We start from the raw sequence: 20,380 nt of genomic DNA on the forward strand, positions 1-20,380 counted from the left end.
AGCTGCGCCTCAAGCTCGAAACAGGCCACGATGGCCAAAGAGGGGATGTCGTGCGCCGATGGCACTCGGCTCGATGTGGTATCTGGCGACTATCGCGACTTCTTCTCGGGAGCCGAAAATCAAGGGAACGCGCTCGTGCAAGTCGGACGGGGTAATGTCGAGTATGCGCGATGTTCCATCAGTCGATGCACCTCCAGCCTGTTCGATCAGCATGGAAATAGGGTTCGCTTCGTATGAAATCCGCAGCCGGCCGTTCTTGTATCCCCGACGCTCATCTCGGGGATAGAGAAAGACGCCGCCATGAATCAGGATCCGATACGCTTCGGCGACGAGCGACGCGTTCCAGCGCATGTTGAAATTCTTGCTTCGAACTCCACTCTGGCCCTGCAGGCAATCGTCGACGTAGCTTCGGACTGCTGTGTCCCAGTGACGGTAGTTGGAGGCATTTATGGAAAAGACCGCCGTTTCCTGCGGAATGACCGCTGATGGGACGCTTTCGACGAAGGTCCCCATCTTTTGGCTGAATGTGAAAATAGAGGTGCCCCGCCCCGTAGTCAGAACTAGCGAAAGCTGCGGCCCATAGATGAAGAAGCCGGCGGCGAATTGGCGGGATCCCTGCTGGCGAAATGTGGCGACGGGATCGCCGAGGTTCGGCAGGATCGAGAAGATGGTGCCGATCGACAGATTTGCCTTTATGTTGCTCGATCCGTCTAGCGGATCGATCGCAATCGCCAACGGAGACGAGGGGTCGATGACTATCTCGGCGGTCTGCTCTTCGCTTGCGTAGTATGCCAGGCCCGCCTTCCTCGCGGCGTTTAGAAAGAGATCATCGGCGTAAAGATCGAGTTCGTGCTGAATGTCGCCGTCACTGTTTTCAGTGTGGGGAATGCCCGCGTTTTCCGACTGGTAGAGACCATCGGAAATGGCATGCCGAAGAAAGACGGCGGCGATAGCCAGGCAGCGAACCGTTCCCGCGATGTGCGGAGCGTGCGCTGTGCGCCCATTTTCTAAAGATGCCAGATACGCGTCGAGCGTGGCTGCTGGTTTCACGAAATCACCTCCCCGTGTCTTCAACCTCGGCGAGAACAATTCCGTGAAACCGCAGCTTAGGAAATTTTATTATTGTTACAACCGGAGTAAATTTTTCTAATATGGACGCATGAGAAACATCACGCTTCGCCATCTCCGGTCAGTTCTGGCCGTGCATGAAACCGGGAAAATATCGCGGGCGGCCAATAGCTTAGGGCTAACAGGGCCGGCAGTGACCTTGCAGCTTCAGCAAATGGAGCAAGAGCTCGGCGTCGCTTTATTCGAGCGCCTTTCGGAAGGGATGCGTCCAACCGCCGCAGGTCAAGCAGTGATTGATGCGGCAGGCTCGATCGAGGAGAGATTGCGAATTCTCGGTGAAGAGATCTCAATGATTGCCAAGGGTCGAAAGGGGGCACTCAAATTAGGCGTTGTTTCGACCGCGAAGTATTTCGCGCCACGCCTTATGGCGGCGTTTCAGACGCAAAACCCTGACATCAGCATGGATCTCATAGTCGGCAATCGAGGCGAGACCATACGTTCTCTGCAGGAGCGTAATGTCGACATCGCACTGATGGGGCGGCCGCCCCGAGGTTTACCAGTTGATGCTCAAGTCTTCGGAGACCACCCTCTGGTAATAGTCGCGAATGAGAGTCATCGCCTTGTCGGGCGACGGGATATCACCAAGGAAGAGCTTGCGGCAGAGCATTTTCTAATCCGGGAACCCGGATCGGGAACACGGATCTCGCTCGAAATATTCTTCTCGGGCGTGCCCGGCCGTTTCGAGCACGCCGGTTCCGAAATGGCATCGAATGAGACCATCAAGCAAGCAGCGATCGCCGGTCTCGGCATCGCCTTCATTTCCGCGCATACTATCGAACTCGAGGTCGCGGCAGGGCGACTATTCATTCTTGACGTTGTCGGACTGCCCATCCGACGCGAGTGGTACTCAGTATGGAGAAACGACCGGATTTTCACCCCGACGATGGCGGCTTTCAACCGCTTCTTAGCCAAGGAGGGGGCGAAGTACCTTCCCGTCGCGACCAAGCCCTATTCCCTCACTTCGCTCGGGATGACCTGAAGGTAGCTGGATACCTATTTTCCGGTTCAATGCTGAGCGGTGCGCGGCGCGACGGCTCCAAATGAAATCGGACTAGCTGAAAAAAGAGGGCCGCTGCTGTGAACAAACGGCCCGTGAAGTTTGTCTTGAAGGTTGATGCCGCGGGGAAAAGGAGCCGTGGCAGCATGATCACCACTACAGAGGAAATGAGACAGTGATGACTTTAGAACCCTACGCTGTATAGCGCATCTGCAACACTATACATGAGTGTAGCTGTGGCGCTCTGCCGCATCCACGTGTTTGAAACCGGGGGACGACGCCTCATTGCGGTGGCGGGCTTTCTGTTCGGAGGGGGCGTAACGAGCCGCATCTTCGCGAGCGGCGCACTCACGTGGGTCAACGACAACGGTGGATGTCGTGGGAGAGGAGGGGAATCCGATCTCGGCAGCTGCCGACTAAACGTGCGATGGAAACGAAACGGGGCAGACTGAATGCCTGCCCCGTTTCCTTTATTGATGACTTAATGCGTCGTCATCATTTGGACGACTTCATCGGTAGTCCAAAGTCCGTTCGCCATGTATCGGAAGTTGACGAGGGCGGCCCCGTAGCCGTCACCCTCAGGCAGTTTAGTCGAGGCGACTGCATCTCGCACGACGGCTACTTCGAACCCTTCCTCGAGGAATTCGCGAAGATGGGATTCGACGCACATGTTCGCGAGCATTCCTGCGAGGATAATCTGTGTCACCCCTTGCTTGCGGAGCTGGAACGTGAGGTCATTCACCTGTGGGCCGTACAACTTGTGGGGAGAGGCGATGATGGTCTTGTCGTCCTCGATGTACTTCTTGAAATCTGACAGGAAGTCGGCGCCGGATCCTTCGAAGCCGTCCAGCGTGTAAGGTCCCTTGCGGTCGAAGACACCAGCGTCATGCTGGAAGATTTCGAGGGGCCCCTGCACCTTCCAGGTATGATCCCAGTGGTAATAGTGGTGGGGCGAAATCGCGACAACCATTCCGGCCTGTTTGGCGGCGGCGAAGAGCTGGTCAAGATGGGGAACGACCTTGTGCTCGGTGACACTTTCGCCAACGACTGGCCATGCGAGGCCTTTAGGGCTCATGAAGTCGTTCTGGGGATCGATCACCACGAGAGCCGCTTTTGATACGTCGAGTTTCATGTTGCCCTTCGTCAGAGCAGGTTTCTCGGGATCTTTATACGGATCGTTGGCAGTTTGCGCGTTGGCGGCCGCGCTGGCTCCAAGAAGAGCTGCGCCAGCGAGGACGGCTGCGGCAAATTTCCTGAGTGATTTGGTTTTCGGGCTAAACACGTAACTGCCTCCATCTAGGGTTACTAAGCAAGCAACAGTAACGCTATGCAGAATTATCCGAATTCTACACAAGTGCTGCGTATCAATTCTTGCCTATGTTTTCAATGTACGGACCGTACCGCTCGGACACAAGTAAACCTTAGTTTGGGTATGGCGCTCTTATCCGAGCCTGGGTCCAGTTTTAAGCCGATCCCCGGGGCGGGCGTCGTCCGGAATGGACTGTACGAGACGATTAACGAGGAGTAGCTTCCATTAGAAAGTTGTCATGAGGTGAGGGCAGCGTGGGGCGGTAAACGCGCCGGCTGGAGTTCCGAGTGGAAGAACTGGCGACACTTTGGGAAGATGAGGAATTCGTCCTGACCCGCCGAAGGTCACAGGATCGCCGCTTGTTGTTAGTACGAGCGACGGCATCGGCGCGACCGAGGGCGACAACTATAGCGCGGCTAGATCACGCTTACGCTCTTCGGGCCGAGTTGGAGCCATTGTGGGCTGCTCGGCCCGTCGCGCTTGAGCGGCGTGGCGGAAGGTCCGAGCTTTTGATGGAGGACCCGGGCGGCGAAGTTCTTGCGCGCTTGATCGGGGAACCGTGGGAACTCCAGCCATTTCTTCGGGTTGCCATCGACTTGGCCGGGGCGCTAACCCGCCTGCACCGCCGCGGCCTCATACACAAGGATATTAAACCATCAAACGTTTTGGTCGACGTCGACCGGGGCGGGCTTTGGTTGATGGGCTTTGAAATAACCTCTCGTGTACCGCGCGAAAGAAGGTCACCTGAGCCGCCCGAGATAATTGCGGGCACGCTGGCCTACATGGCACCTGAGCAAACGGGCCGGATGAACCGGTCGATCGATGCTCGAAGCGATCTATACTCCCTTGGAATCACTCTGTACGAAATGCTTACCGGAGCGCTGCCGTTCACGGCTAGCGATCCCATGGAGTGGGTTCATTGCCACATTGCGCGTCAGCCCACGCGCCCAGATGAGCGCGTCGCAGGTATCCCCAAGCCGGTGGCGGACATCATAATGAAGCTGCTCGCGAAGACTGCTGAGGAGCGTTACCAGACCGCGGCAGGCGCGGCCAGCGATCTGGAACACTGCCTAAAGTGTTGGGAGACGGATCACCGGATCGAGCCTTTCCGGCTGGGTTCTCGCGATATTCCAGACCAGTTGCTGGTCCCCGAAAAGCTTTATGGGCGCGAAGCTGAAGTTGGGATGCTGGTCTCAGCGTTCGACAGAGTGGTAAGAGAGGGCTCATCGGAAATCGTGCTAGTGTCCGGCTACTCCGGGATAGGCAAATCCTCCGTTGTTAATGAGCTCCAAAAAGTCCTGGTTCCGCAGCGCGCTCTCTTTGCCTCCGGGAAATTCGATCAGTATAAGCGCGACATTCCTTACGCGACCTTGTCGCAGGCGCTCCAAGGTCTCGTACGTCAACTGTTGAGCAAGGACGACGCCGAACTCTCGCGGTGGCGTTTCGAGCTGCGGGAGGCGTTGGGGGCGAGCGGATCACTGATGGTCACCCTCATTCCGGAGCTCGCTCTCATTGTGGGTAATCAACCGTCTGTCGTTGAGCTGCCTCCACTCGAAGCTAAGACGCGGTTCCAACAGGTATTTCGGCGCTTTCTAGCGGTGTTCGCGAGCGACGAGCACCCGTTGACATTATTCCTCGACGATCTGCAGTGGTTGGACAGGGCAACTCTCGATCTATTCGAGCATCTCGGCAGTCATTCGGAGGTGCGTCATCTCTTGCTGATTGGGGCATATCGAGACAACGAAATTGATCCGTCGCATCACCTGGCTCGAACCCTGGATGCAATCCGACACGCCGGGGGCAGAATTCAGGAGATCATGCTTACACCTCTTACTAGGGCCGATATCGGGCATCTGATCGTTGACGCGCTGCACTGCACCCCTGCGACGGCTAAGCCGCTCGTTCAACTCCTTCACGAGAAAACGGGCGGGAATCCATTTTTCGCGATCCAGTTCTTAACTGGCCTCGTCGAAGAAGGGTTAGTCGCGTTTGACAACGACAAGGCAGCCTGGACCTGGGATTTGGCGAGCATTGGAGCTAAAGCCTATACCGAGAACGTCGTCGATTTCATGGCTGCAAAGCTGCGCCGCCTACCCGAAAGGACACGTGACGCCTTAGGGAAGCTCGCATGCGTAGGCAACAGCGCGCAGATCGGTACACTGAGCACCGTCTTGGAAATTTCTGAGGCCGAGGTCGACAGCATGCTCTGGGGCGGGGTGCGCGCAGGCATGGTCTCGCGTGTGGAGGGGACCTACACCTTTATCCACGACCGTGTTCACGAGGCGGCCTACACTCTAATTCCCCTGAACGAAAGAGTTTCGCTTCACGTGCGAATCGGGAGAACACTCGTATCCCGCACCCCGCCTGAGGAGTGCAACGCTAAAATCTTCGAAATGGTCAATCACCTCGATCGCGGTCTGGAGCACATTCAAGCTGCCGAAGAGCGGGAGCAGGTGGCGGAGCTTAATCTGCGCGCAGGCAAGCGAGCGAGGACATCGACTGCCTATGCGTCCGCCTTAAAGTATTTCGCGGCCGGCCGCTCCCTCTTGCGGGACGACTGCTGGAACAGTCAGTACTCGCTTGCGTTCGAGCTGGAGTTACACCTGGCCGAATGCGAATTTCTGACAGGCGACCTACCTACAGCCGAACGGCGGCTGACCGAGCTCCTTCCTTACGCAAAAACCATAGTAGACAAAGCTGGTGTAACCCATCTGCAGACCGCACTCTACCTGACCCTTGACCGACCGGATCGCGCAATCGACGTGGGGCTCGCGTACCTCCGACACGTCGATATCGATTGGTCGGCTGACCCAGCCGACGGATTGGTAAGTGCTGAGCTCGAGAGAATTTGGGGACTTCTCGACCTCCGTCCTATTGAACAGCTTATCGATCTTCCGCCAATGGTCGATCCCAGTTGGCGGGCGACAATGGACGTGCTTTCGGGTATGTTTGCGCCAACCCTGCTCACTCAAAGCAATCTTTACGATCTCATCGTGCTTCGAATGACGACACTCAGTCTGGAGCACGGGAACTGTGATGCCTCTTGCTATTCCTACGCACACATCAATCGAGTCTTGGGCTTCCGTTTCGGAGAATACCAGTCTGCTTTCCGTTTTGGAAAGCTGGCCTGTGACCTCATCGAGAAACGCGGCCTGCGTCGTTTCGAGGCGCGCGTCTATGCTTCCGTTGGTGCTTTCGCTCTTCCCTGGGCCGGAGATCTGCTCGTCAGCCGCGAGTTCATAAAGCGCGGTTTCGATCTCGCAGATGCCGCGGGCGATTTGACGTACGCAGTCTTTGGATTCAAAAATCTGATCACGAACTTGCTGGTCTCGGGATTGCCGTTGGACGAGGTGCAACGTGAAGCGGAACGAGGGCTCGAATATGCTCGCAAAGCGCGGTTTGGTTTTGCAGTCGATTGGTTTTCGGGGCAGCTCATGTTGCTACGGGCGCTCCGTGGCGCGTCATTGGATCTCAATTCGTTGGACAACGAAGGTTATGGTGACAAAACATACGAGCGTCATTTAAGAGACCAGCCTCCTCTTGCACTTTGCGCCTGCACCTACTGGCTTCATAAGCTGCAGGCCTGTGTGCTGTCCCGAGACATCGCGGCTGGCATAGATGCAATAGCCAATGCCACCCCGTTGTTGTGGTCGACCAGGGCCTTCCTGGAAGCCGCCGATTTTCATTTCTACGCCGCACTTGTGCACGCGTCGGCTTGCGACCTCACGACGGGCGAGGAGCGAGGTCAGCACCTGGCCTCCCTCCTCGATCACCGGAGGCAAATATTGGAGTGGGCAGAAAATTGTGCGGAGAGCTTCGACAACCGGGCCGCGTTGCTTAATGCCGAGATCTCGCGTTTACAAGGACGAGATCTCGACGCTATGCGATTTTACGAGACCGCAATCCGATCGGCACACGACAACCGATTCATCCAAAACGAGGGACTGGCGCACGAACTTGCGTCAAGATATTACCAATCACGCGACTTCGCCACGATCGCCGACACCTATCTCCGCAACGCGCGGTCCTGCTACCTCCGTTGGGGTGCAATAGCCAAGGTCCGGCAACTGGATCATCAATATGCGCACCTGCGACTGGAGACTGGCCAGTCGGTAGGAGTTTCCACCATCGCCGCCCCGGTCGAGCAATTGGATCTCGCCACTATATTAAAAGTCTCCCAAACCGTAGGAGGTGAAAACGACCTGGAGAAATTGATCGAGACGCTCATGCGAGCCGCTCTCGAGCATGCCGGCGCTGAAAGAGCGCTGTTGATCCTGCCGTTGGGTGACGAACTGCGAATAGCAGCAGAGGCGTGTGGAAGCGAGGACGTTGTCCTCGTGGAAACTCGGGTCGAGAAACTCCTGAATGTTTCCCTACCGAATGCAATTGTCCAGTATGTTATGCGTACTCATGAAAGTTTGATCCTGGGGGACGCTTCGGCGGAAAGCTCGCTTTTCTCGGATGACTACGTTCGCCGGCAGAAAATTCGCTCCGCCCTCTGTCTGCCGCTCCTCAACGGGGGAAAGTTAACGGGGCTACTTTATCTTGAGAACAACCTCCTTCCCCACGTGTTTACTCCCGCCCGAATGTCGGTCTTGAAACTCCTGGTGCTCCAGGCGGCGATATCTTTGGAAAATACGCGCCTCTACAGTGAACTTCAGGAACGAGAGGCGAGGATCCGGCGCTTGGTGGACGCAAATATCATGGGTGTTTGCATCTGGACTCTTGATGGCGAGATCACCGAAGCTAACGACGCCTTTCTTCACATGTTGAGATGCAGTCGCGACGATCTCCTTTCGGGGCGCGTGCGCTGGAGAGACTTGACGCCTTCCGAATGGCGAGAGGGTGACGAACGTGCCCTTGCTGAAATCCGAGAGAAGGGCTCGGTGCAACCTTATGAAAAAGAGTTCTATCGCATGGACGGTAGCCGCATTCCGGTGCTTCTGGGTGCCGCGTTGTTCGAGAAGGAGTCGACTGAAGGGGTTGCGTTCATTCTGGACTTAACCGATCGCAAAACTGCTGAAGTTGCTCTGATTGAGAGCCAGGAAAATTTAGCGCGCACCGAGCAATTTTCGCTCGTGATGGCGACGCACACGGATCTCGAAGGGCGTTGGCTAAAGGTCCCGCCCACTCTGTGCGAGTTGCTTGGTTATTCGGAAGCCGAATTACTAGGACGCCGTTTCCACGATTTCACTCACCCGGACGACGTTGATTTCGAGTGGTCTCAATGCGAGCGCCTAATCCGGGGCGAGATAAAGTCATTCGATCTCGAGAAACGGTACTTAGCGAAGGGCGGGTCTACCGTCTGGGCCTACCTAAATGCATCCGTTGTCTTGGATGCGAATGGCGCGGCGGTCCATCTTTGCACTTATATTAAGGACATCAGCGAGCAAAAGATACAGGAGTACGCCTTGCGTCAAAGCGAGGAGCGGTACCGGACCCTAACCGAAACCGCGACGGACGTTATACTGGCGATCGACCAACACAGCACGGTGCTCTTTGTCAACAGCGCCGTGGAGAAGGCGTTCGGCTACACCCGAGAAGAGATAATCGGCAAGAAAATCACGTTGCTCATGCCTGAGCGCATGCGGCACCGCCATGCGGAAGCCATTGGTCGCTATCTAAAGACACGCGAGAAACGAATATCGTGGAATGCCGTGTCATTGCCAGGACTTCGCAAGGACGGGAGCGAAATTGATCTGGACGTTTCGTTCGCGGAAGTCGGGGAGGGTAACGACCTCTTCTTCAGCGGTATTTTGCGCGACGTAACTGCTCGCAAGCGCACCGAAGACCGGCTGAGGAAGGCGCAGGACGAACTGGCACACGTTACCCGGATAGCAACGCTCGGGGAAATGAGCGCGTCTATTGCTCACGAGGTGGCGCAACCACTTGACGCTATAGTCACTAATGCCGGCGCGTGTTTGCGCTGGCTCGAAGCGGGAAAATATAAGGAGGCGAGCCGATCCGCCACACGTGTAATTGAGGGAGGCCACCGTGCAAGCGACATCATCGGCCAGATACGAGCGTTGGCCAAAAAAGAACCGCCGAAACGAGAATGGGTCGACGTCAACGAGTCTATCCAGCAAGTTATCGCGTTGGCCCGTGGAGAACTGCAAAGAAGCGGGATAGCGCTTGAGACCCATCTATCTAAGACTTTGCCGATCATCCTAGCAGATCGTATTCAGCTGCAGCAGGTCATATTGAATCTCCTGATGAATGCGATCGAGGCTCTCGCTGGCGTAGAAAAGAATGCGCGCGAACTTCAGGTCCGGTCGGCCCTGAGTGGCACGACTCATATACTTGTAGAGATCCAGGACACCGGGCCAGGGTTTGATCAAGGAACGCTGGACTATTTGTTTGACGCCTTCTTCACCACAAAGACCCAGGGATTGGGCATGGGGTTGGCGATTAGCCGCTCGCTTGTGGAGGCACATGGCGGACGGCTGTGGGCGACCGCAAATATCCCCCGCGGCGCCGTATTTCAGTTTACCCTACCGATTGAACGAGAGTAAGGCTACTAGCGAGACGTCGGCTTGCCACGCTCGCTTCTAATCCACACCGCTCCGTCATAAATTGGGCTACCAACGCTCAGCGAGCCAATATCGCGCTCGGTCCGCTGCGGTTGACAATTACGGTAATGTGAATTACCAAATGTGGCCTTTCTGAATCCTGCAGAGGAAAAAACTTGGTTCCAGCAATGTCGGCCCGTCTGAAACAGCGCCGTGAAGCCATTCTTCGAGCAGCCGCCGAGGTCTTCTTCGAGCAAGGTTATGCCGCCACGAGCATAGACGCGATTATCGAACGGGCGGGCGGGTCAAAGCGCAACATTTACAATGAGTTCGGGAACAAGGAGGGATTGTTCCTGGCGATTGTCACTGAAAATGCAAATACGCTTTTGTCCAGCCTGGTGATCGAGCAACGAGAAAGCCAAGACCTTCATGAGACCCTTAATGCCTTTGGGCAGCGCCTCATGAGCGCTTACATGTCTCCTGCGTTGATAGGAATCTACCGAATAGCTGTTACCGAGTTCAGCCGATTCCCCGACCTTGTGTCGTCATTCTACGACCAAGGGCCCGGCCGGGCAACATTGCGGCTGGCCGAGGTCTTGCAGGACGCACGCGAACGAGGCGAGATTCACGCCGATGACTGCCTCAGGATTGCGGGCCACTTTGTCGGCATGATTCGTGATAACCTTCACTTACAGGTTGTACTGGGACTTCGCCCCCCGCCCTCGGCCAAGGAAACGCGCGAAGCAGTCAAGTCTGCGGTGACTGTGTTTTTGAACGGTGTACGCCCACGAAATACGACAGAATAGGCGACGCGATCACAAACAGATGCAACGCCTTATCACCAAAGATGAGGCCCATCTTTTCTCGCGCCACCCGCCAACTGTTCCCGCCGCCATCGGCTAGGGGTTGTTCCGAAAAACCGCCGAAAGAGGCGGCTAAAATGTGCCTGGTCGGCGAGGCCGCAGTTGAAGGCAATTTCGGCCAACGATTTGTCGGACGCAAGGAGAAGCTCGCTAGCCCGCTCTATCCGCAGTTTCATGATGAAGGTATACGGTGAAAGCCCAAGACGAATGGTGAATGCGCGGGCGAAATGGCTAGGACTGAGGTTCACTTCTGCCGCAAGGTCGCTTACGCGCACGGACGAGTCTATTCGCATTGCCAGAAAGCTCACAACACGCTTCATCTGCCAATCGCAAAGGCCGGTCCTGTCCTGATAGGATGCCCTCGGGTTTGATGGGGCCGGGGAACTTACCCCCCCTTGGATCGAGCCGGTCGCCGGTTGCATCACGTCCTCCCACCTTGCCGCCAACCCATCCAGTAAAGCTGCAAGCAACAATCCCTTCTATCGGACTGTAGTATCTATTACCTATCCTAAGGGCGTAGATTGTCTATTCCAGCGGGGAGGTTTGGAGTGGCAGAATGGTGCCATCAGGTGATGCGGGGGTCTGCTATGGACTGGGCGACCTCTATGGCGATATTGACGACGATGTAGAGAGCGCCGAAGACCATCGAAACGCCGAGTACGGCCGGTAGATCTGAGCTTGTCAGCGACTCCACCATATAGTGTCCGGCTCCGGGCCACGCGAATATCCGCTCAACTATTAACAGGTTCCCAAAAAGAAGGCGGATCTGGAGGCCGAGCATGCCGAGGGGCGCTGACGCTGAATTCCTGAGGCCATGCAAGAGTACCAGCCGAGTTTCGCTAATTCCTTTCCCGCGTGCGGTCCGGATGTAGGGTTGTTGCATGACATCATGAAGCGCTCCCCCCAAGGTCCGCCCAACTGCAACGGCTATCGGGAAAGCCAACGCGAGCGAAGGTAGGAGGATATGGCAAAGCGCATCGAGGGTAATGAATGGATGGCCTGTCAGCAAACCGTCGACGATATGCAGCCCGGTCGGGCCCGAGAACTCCGATTGAGTGAGGCGCCCGCTTCCCGGAAACATCTGCAACTTGAACCAAAAAATGAAAGTTAGTAGCAGGGCGGACAAAAAAATCGGGAAGGAACCGATCGCGATAAGGGCCACCCGTACCGCGCCCGAGCGAGGAAAGACGAGCTGGAGCGAGGCTAATCCAACTGCAAGCACAATCCCCAGGAAGATCGACATGGCCATCAGTTCAAGCGTTGCGGGTAAGTGCCTCGAGATGTCGGCGGTGATCGGTTGGCGGGTTCGGAACGATGTTCCCAAATCTCCTCTTGCCAGACGAAGCAGGAAGCGCCCGTATTGAACCATGATAGGTTCGTCCAGACCCAGTTGCTTCCGAACCAATTCCACGGTTTCTTTCGGGGCGGACGGCCCGGCGACGGCTCTGGCCGGATCCGCGGGAATAACGCTCTGCAAGCAGAACGCGAAAAAGCTCATTACCAGCAAAACGGCTAAGAGTCCGCATAGGTGCCTGCAGGAAGAAGCAAGCAAAGAACCGCCCATGACTTAGCGCCCCCGCAGAGCGGCTCGGAGGCCATCGCCCGCAAGGTTTGCGCACAAACACAGAACGAAGATGACTGACCCAGGAAGCAGGGGCAGCCACCAAAAAACGGTAAGGCTGTCGAGCGAGCGCGCTGTCATGGCGCCAAGCTCCGGCGCCGGGGCGGCTTGACCAAGTCCGAGGAATGACAATAGCGAAATCGTAATCACGATGTTAGCAACGTCGAGGGTTGCTCCCACAATCAAGGCCGGCGTGACCCCGGGCAAAAGGTACCGGAAGACCAGACGCATGCTGCTGACCCCGACCGTGCGAGCCGCCTCGAAATGCGGTCGAACTATTAGTCGCCGGACTTCATCACGGCAGAGGCGAGCGTACCATGGCCACCAAATGATGGCGATCGCAATCATCGTGTTCGTGAGACCGGGGCCAAGCACCGCAATTGTGGCGAGCGCGACGAGCGTCGACGGAAAAATCAGGAAGAAGTCGACCATTCGTTGAAGGAATATGTCCGCCTTTCCGCCAAGAAATCCAGAAAGGACGCCGATCGCCGAGCCCAGAACCGCGCTGAAGAGAATGACGGTCAAGCCGGGGAGCCAGGTGAATTGCACTCCCAGCAAGACCCTAGAAAACAGGTCGCGCCCGATTTCGTCTGTTCCAAACCAGTATTCCGACGAGGGCGGTAGATATCCGTTTGCAACTCGCAGCTGCGGATCGTATGGAGCGAGCCAATCGGCGAAAACGGCAACAAACGTTATGAGCACCATGCCGAATATGCTGACCTTTTCGAGGCGGCCTATGCGTCGAAGGGTGGTGCGCCAGTCCGCGCCAATCCACCTCGGCCCCGGTCTCTTGTCTTCGATCACCGTTTAGCACCTCCGACGAGATTGGTTGCTAACCCCGGCGAGGAAACCAGAGTTGCTAGGGAGCGCGTGTCGGGCTCTACGTCGATGACTATTTCACCCTCTCTTAAGACGGCTATTCGGTCAGCTACGATTCTTGCTGCAGCCAAATCGTGGGTCACGAAGAGCGTGGCCATATCAAGTCGACGTCGAAGGCGACCGAAAAGGTTCAGCATTGCTGCGGAAAGCGATGCGTCCATGGCGCTGATAGGTTCGTCGCATAGCAAGAGCTTGGGCGGAACGACCACAGCTCGCGCAACAACGGCGCGCTGACATTGACCGACTGATAAGTCTGCAGGGAGGACATTCAGCAGCGCCGGCTCCAGCTCCACCATCTCCATAGCCTCTTCAACGCGACGAGTAAGCTCGCGCGGCCGCATCCCGGAGCGACGCAGTCGCTCGCCGATTTGCTCTCCAACGGTTAGCCAAGGTGTCAGGGACGACACGGCATCCTGAAATACAACCTGAGGCCGATCGTCGGTACGGAAGACATAACCACCATCGGGTTGCAGCAAACCGGCGGCGATTTTTAGAAGCGTTGATTTCCCAGCCCCGCTATTTCCGAGCAGAGCAACGCATTCGCCGCGACTGATCGACAGATCGACGGATTTTAAGACGAGCCGAAACTGTGAAGACCAGAAACTCCGTCCGCCGACGGGGAACGATTTCGCGATTTTGAAGAATTTCAGGGCGACGTCGTCCCGGTCGATGTATCTGGCTGGCCACGGTTCGAGCGGCTGTGGTTTCGCAAGATTGTTCGCCCGCCCCGGAAAAAGACATGCGACCAGACCTGGGTGATGTGGGTGTCCCCGAAGGGCAGGGACGCAACTCGCGCATTCGAGCTTGGCGATCGGGCAGCGTGGTACGTAATTACACCCCTGGGAGAACTCAGCAGAGCTGCCGTTCGGGGCAGGCAGAGTTGGCAGGGGATGACGCCGCTCCGTCCTAAGATCGAACCGAGCTGCGAGAAGTCCCGCGGTGTAAGGATGACCGGGATCTTTGATCACATCGCGGATCGGCCCGACTTCGACAACCCGCCCCCCATGAAGAACGACGAGACGGTCCGCTAAGCCGGCCGCCACCCCGAGGTCATGGGTTATGAACAATATTGCGACATTCTGTTCTCTCGCTGCTCGTCGAAGAAGGTCGAGGATTTCGGCTTGAATGGAGGCGTCGAGTGCCGTCGTTGGTTCGTCGGCAATCAGCAATTTCGGTCCAGCCATCATAGCCATCGCGATGAGGACCCTTTGTCGCTGTCCTCCAGACAGGCGATGGGGGAAGGAGGCGGCAATCCCTTTCGCGTCCGGAAGTCCAGTCCGTTGCAACCAGTCCAGGATATCGGGTTCCTTTGTCGATTCGCGCAACTGGTCGCCGATGGTCATCGTGGGATTGAGTGCGCTCAGGGGATCTTGGGGGATCGCTCGCACGATAGTTCGGCGGACTCCACGCAGCCGAACAGGCGACGCGCCCGCAATCTCCTCCCCCGCCAGAAGGATCGATCCGCTCAGGCCCGGCTGGGAGCCCTGGGGCATCAGCCCTTGGACGGCGTGGCCAATAGTGGACTTGCCAGAGCCGCTCTCGCCGACGATCCCCACGATCTCTCCGGCACCTACCGTCAAGCTAACGTTCTCCAGCACCAACTTCGCAATGCCGTCTCGGTGGAGGGTCACTGAGAGATGTCTGATTGCCAGAACTTCCTCGGACATCGCGGTGCTTCTCAAATTGAGCTTCGGTTCATTTTCGGACACTTGCAAAGTCAATATTGCCAGGCGGAAACACGGGCCGGAGGCCCAGATCGCGCAATCCTTTTATATGGACAACAATGTCGTAGGCGTCGATGAGCGGAATGACGAATCCGGCATCGAAGTACATGTGCCCGGATTGCTCATACAGGGAGTTACGAGCCTTCGGGTCTGCCAGGACGCTGGCTCGGTTAACTAATGCGTCGGCTTCCCGAATCTGGCGACCGTAGAAATTACCCGGCGCGTCTTTCGTGAAGAAAGCTGTGGCTTGGTTTTCCGGATCAGCGGCGTCAGGAGACGAAATCGTCAGCAGCAAATCGGGCGCATCCGGCTTTCCCTTCATGGCGTAAGCTGCTCCCGGCGGCAGAATGTGGGCGTTCGCGTTCACTCCAATCAACGCGAGTTGAGCCATCATCAAATCGGATATACGGCCATAGCTGGGAGCAGCACTGTACAGGCCAAATGTGAGGTTGACGGGCGCATGTTTGGCGATTGTTCTTTTTGCGGCCTCCAAATCGGTAGGGAATACGATCGGTTGTTCCGGTGTGAGCATCATATTCTGGTAGGGTGACTGGGAAACGCTGGCGTATTTGCCAAATGCTTCTCTCACCCATAGATTGGGGTTGATCGCAGTTAATACCGCTCGACGGACCTCTGGATTCTCTAGCGCGGTACCAGGCTTAATGAATAGGCTGAATTGCGTCATACTTGGCTTTGCCGTTATCTCGAGATTGGGAGGCAATCTATCGAGCTGTGCGATCGGATAGTTTTTGGGGACAACATCGATCTCGCCCGCCTGCAGCTTCAAAATCTGCTGAGCTAGATCCGGTATAACCGGCAGCTCAATTCTGTCGAAGAATGGACGCTTACCCCAATAGTCTTTGGACCGCTCCAAAGAATACCGTTCCGCTCGCTTGAACTCCACGAGCGTGTACGGACCTGTACCAGCAGCATGCTCGTTAAGCCATTTTGTGGAGGAGTCGCCGACGTCGTGTTTGTCTAGCGCCTGCGGACTGATCACTTTCGGGCCCCATGGGCTGGCCAGCGAATCCAGCAAGGAAGGTTGAGGCGAATGAAGCCTGAGCACAACGGTATCTTCGTTCTGTGCGCTGATCTCCTTCACGTTCTTGAGAAAATAGCTAAGGACGAGACCCCGATCTCGGCGGCGCTTGAGAGACTTTACGACTGCGTCTGCGTTCATTGGGGCTCCATCATGGAACCGTACCCCTCCCACAAGATGAAAGGTGTAAGTCATTCCGTCTTCCGAAATATCCCACGCTTTGGCAAGCGACCCTGTTACTTTGGTGGAGCCGGACTCGTACTTGACCAAGCCTTCGTAGACATCGTTGACCGCACTTATCGCTGCGATTTCAAAGCCGTTATCCGGGTCGAAAGTCCCGATATCGGAAGAGAGTGGCACCCGTAGGACCTCTCGTTGCTGCGCGTGCGTCGCGAGCCCCAAAAAAACAATAAACACCGCTGATGCACACGCAACGAGAAAAGAAATGAGACGCTTAGGCCTGCTCCGCATGTGGTTGTCCTGTCGGGTTTCTTGCTGGGGCGGATGTTTGCTGCGTTGCAACCTCTGTCTGCATAGCCACTTCCAAAGAAACTAATCCTCAAAGACCATAAATCTTGAAGATTCCTCGCCAGAAATTTGTAGTGGCCCTTGACCGAGCTATGATGAAAGAGAGAGATGAGCTACGGCGTTATGAAATTAAGTCACTGTAGAAAAAGGAAAAATCCAGCCTGGCGTTCGATCTCGTCCTCTGGACATGGCCTGAGTCGTGATTGGAGAACAGAAGCATCTGCGATACAAGGCCTTCACCGCGAACAGAGTGTGATCTAGTATCTGCTTGACGCACTGTCGCCCTACTCGCAGCCACAAGGCGACACGCAGTCAGACTGGGAGGCTCAGATGAAGGCGTCAGTAGCAGAAAGTAAAAAAGCTCCTATCGTGACGCTCGTGGACGACGATTGCGATGTCCGCGAGGCAATGGGCAACTTGCTGGACTCGGTCGGGATAGAGTCTTTGTCATTCGCGTCTGCGCAAGAATTTCTCGCCGCGAAGTTGCCGGACCGACCCGGTTGTTTCGTGCTGGACGTTCGGATGCCGGGGCTGAGTGGCCTAGATCTCCAGCATCATCTGGCGAACAAAGGGATAAATACACCCATCCTGTTCCTCACCGCTCACGGCGACATCGCTATGAGTGTGGAAGCGATGAAGGCCGGAGCGCTCGACTTCCTTACAAAGCCGGTTCGAGATCAAACGTTCTTGGACGCGGTCGTTAAAGCAATATCCACCGACGTTGTGCGGCGGGAGCAGGCTGCTATGTCACGCCTTCATATCGACCGTTATAGGGCGCTGACCGCTCGCGAGCGACAGGTGATGAAGCTAGTGGTGGAAGGGGCGCTTAACAAACAGATCGCCTTCGACCTCGGGATAAGCGAAGTCACCGTTAAGCTCCATCGCAGTAGCATGATGAAGAAAATGCAGGTTAGCTCGGTTCCTCATCTGGTCGGTGCCTGGCAAGCGCTACCCGATGAGTTGAAGACGCGTGATGGCTGAATACCTTCCTACCTGTCGCGCGCGGCGCCATTAGGCTGACGCTTCAATATACGGAGGCCGCGATGGAGGCGATTTCAAGACGCAGCCGCAATCTGCTTGCGATCGCTACGAGCGTCGCCGGGGCGGTGCTCGCCGGCATTTCGCACGAGCCTGCTGGGTTGATGATCGCTATCTCAGCCTCTTGGATTTGTCTCGGTTGGAGGGCCGCGCTGTTGGCTGTTCCCATTGCAACCCTGTTTTTCTCGCTAATTCTCTTCTATCCTGGGCTCTTGCCATTCCCTGCATTATTTGCCGTCGGAGACTGGTACCTGCGCTTGGGAGCCTTTGCGATTTCGGCCCTCGGACTTTGGCTACTTCTGCAGACATTTCGAACGGTCAGCTTTTTTGAGGAGGTCCACCGGCTGGGTCAGCCAACCGCTGAGGACATTCCAGGGCTAGGTTGGTCAGCCTATCCTGACGGGCGCATGCGCTTCGTGAATCCCGCCGGGTTGGATTTCATCGGCATAAGTGCAGAAGAAATGCGTCGGATCATGGATGAGGACCCGCATGCCTGGTGGAAGCTTTTCGTGCATCCAGATGATGCCGAGCGAAACATGGCGCGTTGGGAATATAGCCTGAAAACGGGGGAACCACTTGTGGACGAACAGCGAGTTCGTCGTCATGACGGAACCTATCGGTGGTTCCGCGACTCAGCGGTAGCCTCACGCGACGAGCGCGGGAATATCACGGGTTGGTTCGGGACGACCGTCGATATTGACGATCAAAAGCGAGCAGAGGCGGCACTGCGTACGAGCGAACTTCAATTGCGCAGACTGATTGATACGGTGCCCGCGCTCATCTGGTGTGCGGATCCCGTGGGAAGGCCCTCCTACGTAAACAAGACTCTTGTCAGCTGGTCGGGCCTCTCTCTCGCCGACATAAATACTGGCAACGACCCGGCGTCGATCATTGTCGATACGGCACATCCTGATGATACAAGCCAGGTTGCCGAGGCGTTGATACATTCGTTTTCGACGGGCCAGCCATTTGCCAGCAAATACCGGCAGCGTCGTGCGGACGGGGCGTACAGGTGGATCGACGGAAAGGCAGAGCCGCTGCGCGACGCCGATGGTTCGATCCTACAGTGGTACGGAGTTTGTCTGGATATAACCGAGGAAGTCGAAGCGCACCTGGCGGTTCAAGAACGAGAGCAGGAACTCCGTGTTCTCATCGATACGGTCCCAGCCATGATCTGGTTGATCACCCCGACGGGGGAACCACAATACTTCAACGAACGATTTGTCGAATGGAGCGGCGTTTCTCTTGAGGGCCAGACTGCTTTCAACAGGCCGATCACGCACCTCGAGTTAATTCATCCCGAGGATCGGCAGAAAGTTGCCGGTGCATTCGAACAATCGTTCGCCGCTGGGGAACCGCTACACGTTAAGGCGCGGTTTCGGAGGAACGACGGCGAATATCGATGGGTCGATTCTCGCGTGGAACCACTTCGCGACCAAGCGGGTCAAATCATTAGATGGTACGGAGTTTCTTTCATCATAGAGAAAGAAGTACGGGCGCAAATGGCACTCCGGGAGAGCGAGCGCTACCTGCAGCATCTCATCGATACCGTGCCGGTCGGCATTTTCTTGTCCGATCCGAAGGGCGAACCGATCTATGTGAACAAGCGCCTGATGGAGTATCAGGGGCTCGGGCTGGCCGAGCGCCGTAATCAGAGGACGAAAGCAGTGCGAGACCTTGTACATCCAGACGACCGAGAGGCGGTAGCAAGCCGATTGGCGTATTGTCACAAGGCGGGTCAGTCATTCGCCATGCGCTACCGACAGCAGCGAGGGGATGGCGTGTATCGGTGGGTTGAAGGAAGAAGTGAACCATTTCGCGACGAAAATGGTGTGATAATTCAGTGGTACGGCGTGAACCTAGATGTGGACGACGAGGTCCGCGCGCAGGAAGCGCTGAGATTAGCAGATGAGAGACTGGCGCGCGCCTCCCGAGCTGCCAGCTTGAGCGAGCTTTCAGTATCAATTGCACACGAGCTCAACCAGCCACTCCAGGCGATGGTTTCCAATGCCAATGCCTTTCAGCGTTGGCTTACCGCTGATCCTCCGAACTTTGAGCGTGCTAATCGCAGTGCGTCGTCTGTCATTAGGAACGCCGATGCAGCGGCGCAGGTCGTGGCTCGTATCCGAGCGCTTTTCAAACAAACTGGATCGCGTCGTCAACCCGTCGATTTGAACACCCTCATTGAGGAAGTTTGTGAACTCGCGGGCGACAAACTGATGGGGAACCACATAAAGCTCCAACTCCATCTCGAGCCGAACCTGCCTGAAGCGACTGCGGACCGAGTGCAAATCGAACAGGTAATCCTCAATCTCCTGCGCAACGCGATCGAGTCGATTCAGAAGGCCGGTGCGCGATCCGGCACGCTGACTATAGTCTCGGGGCAGGCGGAAAATGGCATGCTGAGGATCGAATTCCGGGATCAAGGAACGGGCATTGATGATGTGGAACGCATCTTCGATCCCTTCTTCACGACGAAGAATGAAGGTATTGGAATGGGGTTGTCGATTTGTCGCACGATATTAGAGGCGCACGGTGGAAGTATATGGGCTGAAAACTTGAGTTCAAATGGTGCTGCAATTTGCTTCTTGCTTCCGATTTCATCCCGTCGACCGACCGAGTAGATAATCGGCCGACCGAATTTCAGTGTGGAAGCGTGACCTTGAGAAACACGCCCACATTTTGCTGAAGTCCAAAGTATTGCGTCCGGCTTGACAGATGCCAGGTGGAACAACCGTCCCCGCC

12 protein-coding genes are annotated in these 20,380 nt (G+C 56.3%); 5 read left to right on the forward strand and 7 right to left on the reverse strand.

The genetic code is table 11. The features are described 5' to 3' along the window. Window positions 1-9: 9 nt before the first annotated feature. The gene (locus tag IB277_RS14105; RefSeq protein ID WP_192371155.1) at window positions 10-1,050 is read right to left on the reverse strand and encodes a class 1 fructose-bisphosphatase; all 1,041 of its coding nucleotides are present in this window, start codon (window positions 1,048-1,050) and stop codon (window positions 10-12) included. A gap of 109 nt (window positions 1,051-1,159) precedes the next feature. Between IB277_RS14105 and IB277_RS14110 the strand changes: the two genes are divergently transcribed. Next, complete coding sequence (locus tag IB277_RS14110; protein WP_192371156.1) at window positions 1,160-2,107, forward strand: LysR family transcriptional regulator; 948 nt, start codon at window positions 1,160-1,162, stop codon at window positions 2,105-2,107. A 499-nt stretch (window positions 2,108-2,606) separates the two neighbouring features. Here the strand turns inward: IB277_RS14110 and IB277_RS14115 are convergent, their stop codons facing one another. Beyond that, window positions 2,607-3,407 carry an isochorismatase family cysteine hydrolase gene (locus tag IB277_RS14115; protein ID WP_309140342.1) on the reverse strand — a complete coding sequence of 267 codons (801 nt, stop codon included), beginning with the start codon at window positions 3,405-3,407 and terminating at the stop codon, window positions 2,607-2,609. A 314-nt stretch (window positions 3,408-3,721) separates the two neighbouring features. Here IB277_RS14115 and IB277_RS14120 point away from each other — a divergent pair, with 314 nt between their 5' ends. Continuing rightward, window positions 3,722-9,946, forward strand: a complete 6,225-nt coding sequence (locus IB277_RS14120) for a PAS domain S-box protein (protein ID WP_371813599.1) — start codon at window positions 3,722-3,724, stop codon at window positions 9,944-9,946. Between the two features lie 173 nt (window positions 9,947-10,119). Beyond that, window positions 10,120-10,749, forward strand: coding sequence for a TetR/AcrR family transcriptional regulator (locus IB277_RS14125; protein WP_246805948.1), 630 nt, complete (start codon window positions 10,120-10,122; stop codon window positions 10,747-10,749). A 32-nt stretch (window positions 10,750-10,781) separates the two neighbouring features. Here IB277_RS14125 and IB277_RS38890 read toward each other — a convergent pair whose 3' ends face one another. The 5 genes from IB277_RS38890 to IB277_RS14150 all read right to left on the reverse strand — a co-directional run bounded on the left by IB277_RS38890 (window position 10,782) and on the right by IB277_RS14150 (window position 16,540). Further along, entirely contained in the window at window positions 10,782-11,228 is a 447-nt protein-coding gene (locus IB277_RS38890) for an AraC family transcriptional regulator (protein ID WP_192371157.1), read from the reverse strand. A gap of 143 nt (window positions 11,229-11,371) precedes the next feature. Further along, entirely contained in the window at window positions 11,372-12,370 is a 999-nt protein-coding gene (locus IB277_RS14135) for an ABC transporter permease (protein ID WP_246812736.1), read from the reverse strand. A gap of 3 nt (window positions 12,371-12,373) precedes the next feature. Then, window positions 12,374-13,231, reverse strand: coding sequence for an ABC transporter permease (locus IB277_RS14140; protein WP_309140340.1), 858 nt, complete (start codon window positions 13,229-13,231; stop codon window positions 12,374-12,376). After that, on the reverse strand, window positions 13,228-14,973 hold the full coding sequence (locus IB277_RS14145) for an ABC transporter ATP-binding protein (protein ID WP_192371158.1): 1,746 nt from the start codon (window positions 14,971-14,973) through the stop codon (window positions 13,228-13,230). Before IB277_RS14145 ends, IB277_RS14140 begins: the two co-directional genes overlap by 4 nt. A 28-nt stretch (window positions 14,974-15,001) precedes the next feature. Then, the gene (locus tag IB277_RS14150) at window positions 15,002-16,540 is read right to left on the reverse strand and encodes an ABC transporter substrate-binding protein (protein WP_192371159.1); all 1,539 of its coding nucleotides are present in this window, start codon (window positions 16,538-16,540) and stop codon (window positions 15,002-15,004) included. A 387-nt stretch (window positions 16,541-16,927) separates the two neighbouring features. Between IB277_RS14150 and IB277_RS14155 the strand changes: the two genes are divergently transcribed. Then, window positions 16,928-17,578, forward strand: coding sequence for a response regulator transcription factor (locus IB277_RS14155; protein WP_192371160.1), 651 nt, complete (start codon window positions 16,928-16,930; stop codon window positions 17,576-17,578). 62 nt (window positions 17,579-17,640) lie between these two features. Beyond that, window positions 17,641-20,259, forward strand: a complete 2,619-nt coding sequence (locus IB277_RS14160) for a PAS domain-containing protein (RefSeq protein WP_192371161.1) — start codon at window positions 17,641-17,643, stop codon at window positions 20,257-20,259. Window positions 20,260-20,380 lie beyond the last annotated feature (121 nt).

The sequence above is a fragment of the Ensifer sp. ENS07 genome (genome assembly GCF_014852185.1).
Classification (GTDB): domain Bacteria; phylum Pseudomonadota; class Alphaproteobacteria; order Rhizobiales; family Rhizobiaceae; genus Ensifer; species Ensifer adhaerens.

What these genes read in the sequence shown, in the direction of transcription:
- IB277_RS14110 (WP_192371156.1), top strand. Translation starts at nt 1,160, where the DNA reads ATGAGAAACATCACGCTTCGCCATCTCCGGTCAGTTCTGGCCGTGCAT.
- IB277_RS38890 (WP_192371157.1), bottom strand. Translation starts at nt 11,228, where the DNA reads ATGCAACCGGCGACCGGCTCGATCCAAGGGGGGGTAAGTTCCCCGGCC.
- IB277_RS14135 (WP_246812736.1), bottom strand. Translation starts at nt 12,370, where the DNA reads ATGGGCGGTTCTTTGCTTGCTTCTTCCTGCAGGCACCTATGCGGACTC.
- IB277_RS14145 (WP_192371158.1), bottom strand. Translation starts at nt 14,973, where the DNA reads ATGTCCGAGGAAGTTCTGGCAATCAGACATCTCTCAGTGACCCTCCAC.
- IB277_RS14150 (WP_192371159.1), bottom strand. Translation starts at nt 16,540, where the DNA reads ATGCGGAGCAGGCCTAAGCGTCTCATTTCTTTTCTCGTTGCGTGTGCA.
- IB277_RS14155 (WP_192371160.1), top strand. Translation starts at nt 16,928, where the DNA reads ATGAAGGCGTCAGTAGCAGAAAGTAAAAAAGCTCCTATCGTGACGCTC.
- IB277_RS14160 (WP_192371161.1), top strand. Translation starts at nt 17,641, where the DNA reads ATGGAGGCGATTTCAAGACGCAGCCGCAATCTGCTTGCGATCGCTACG.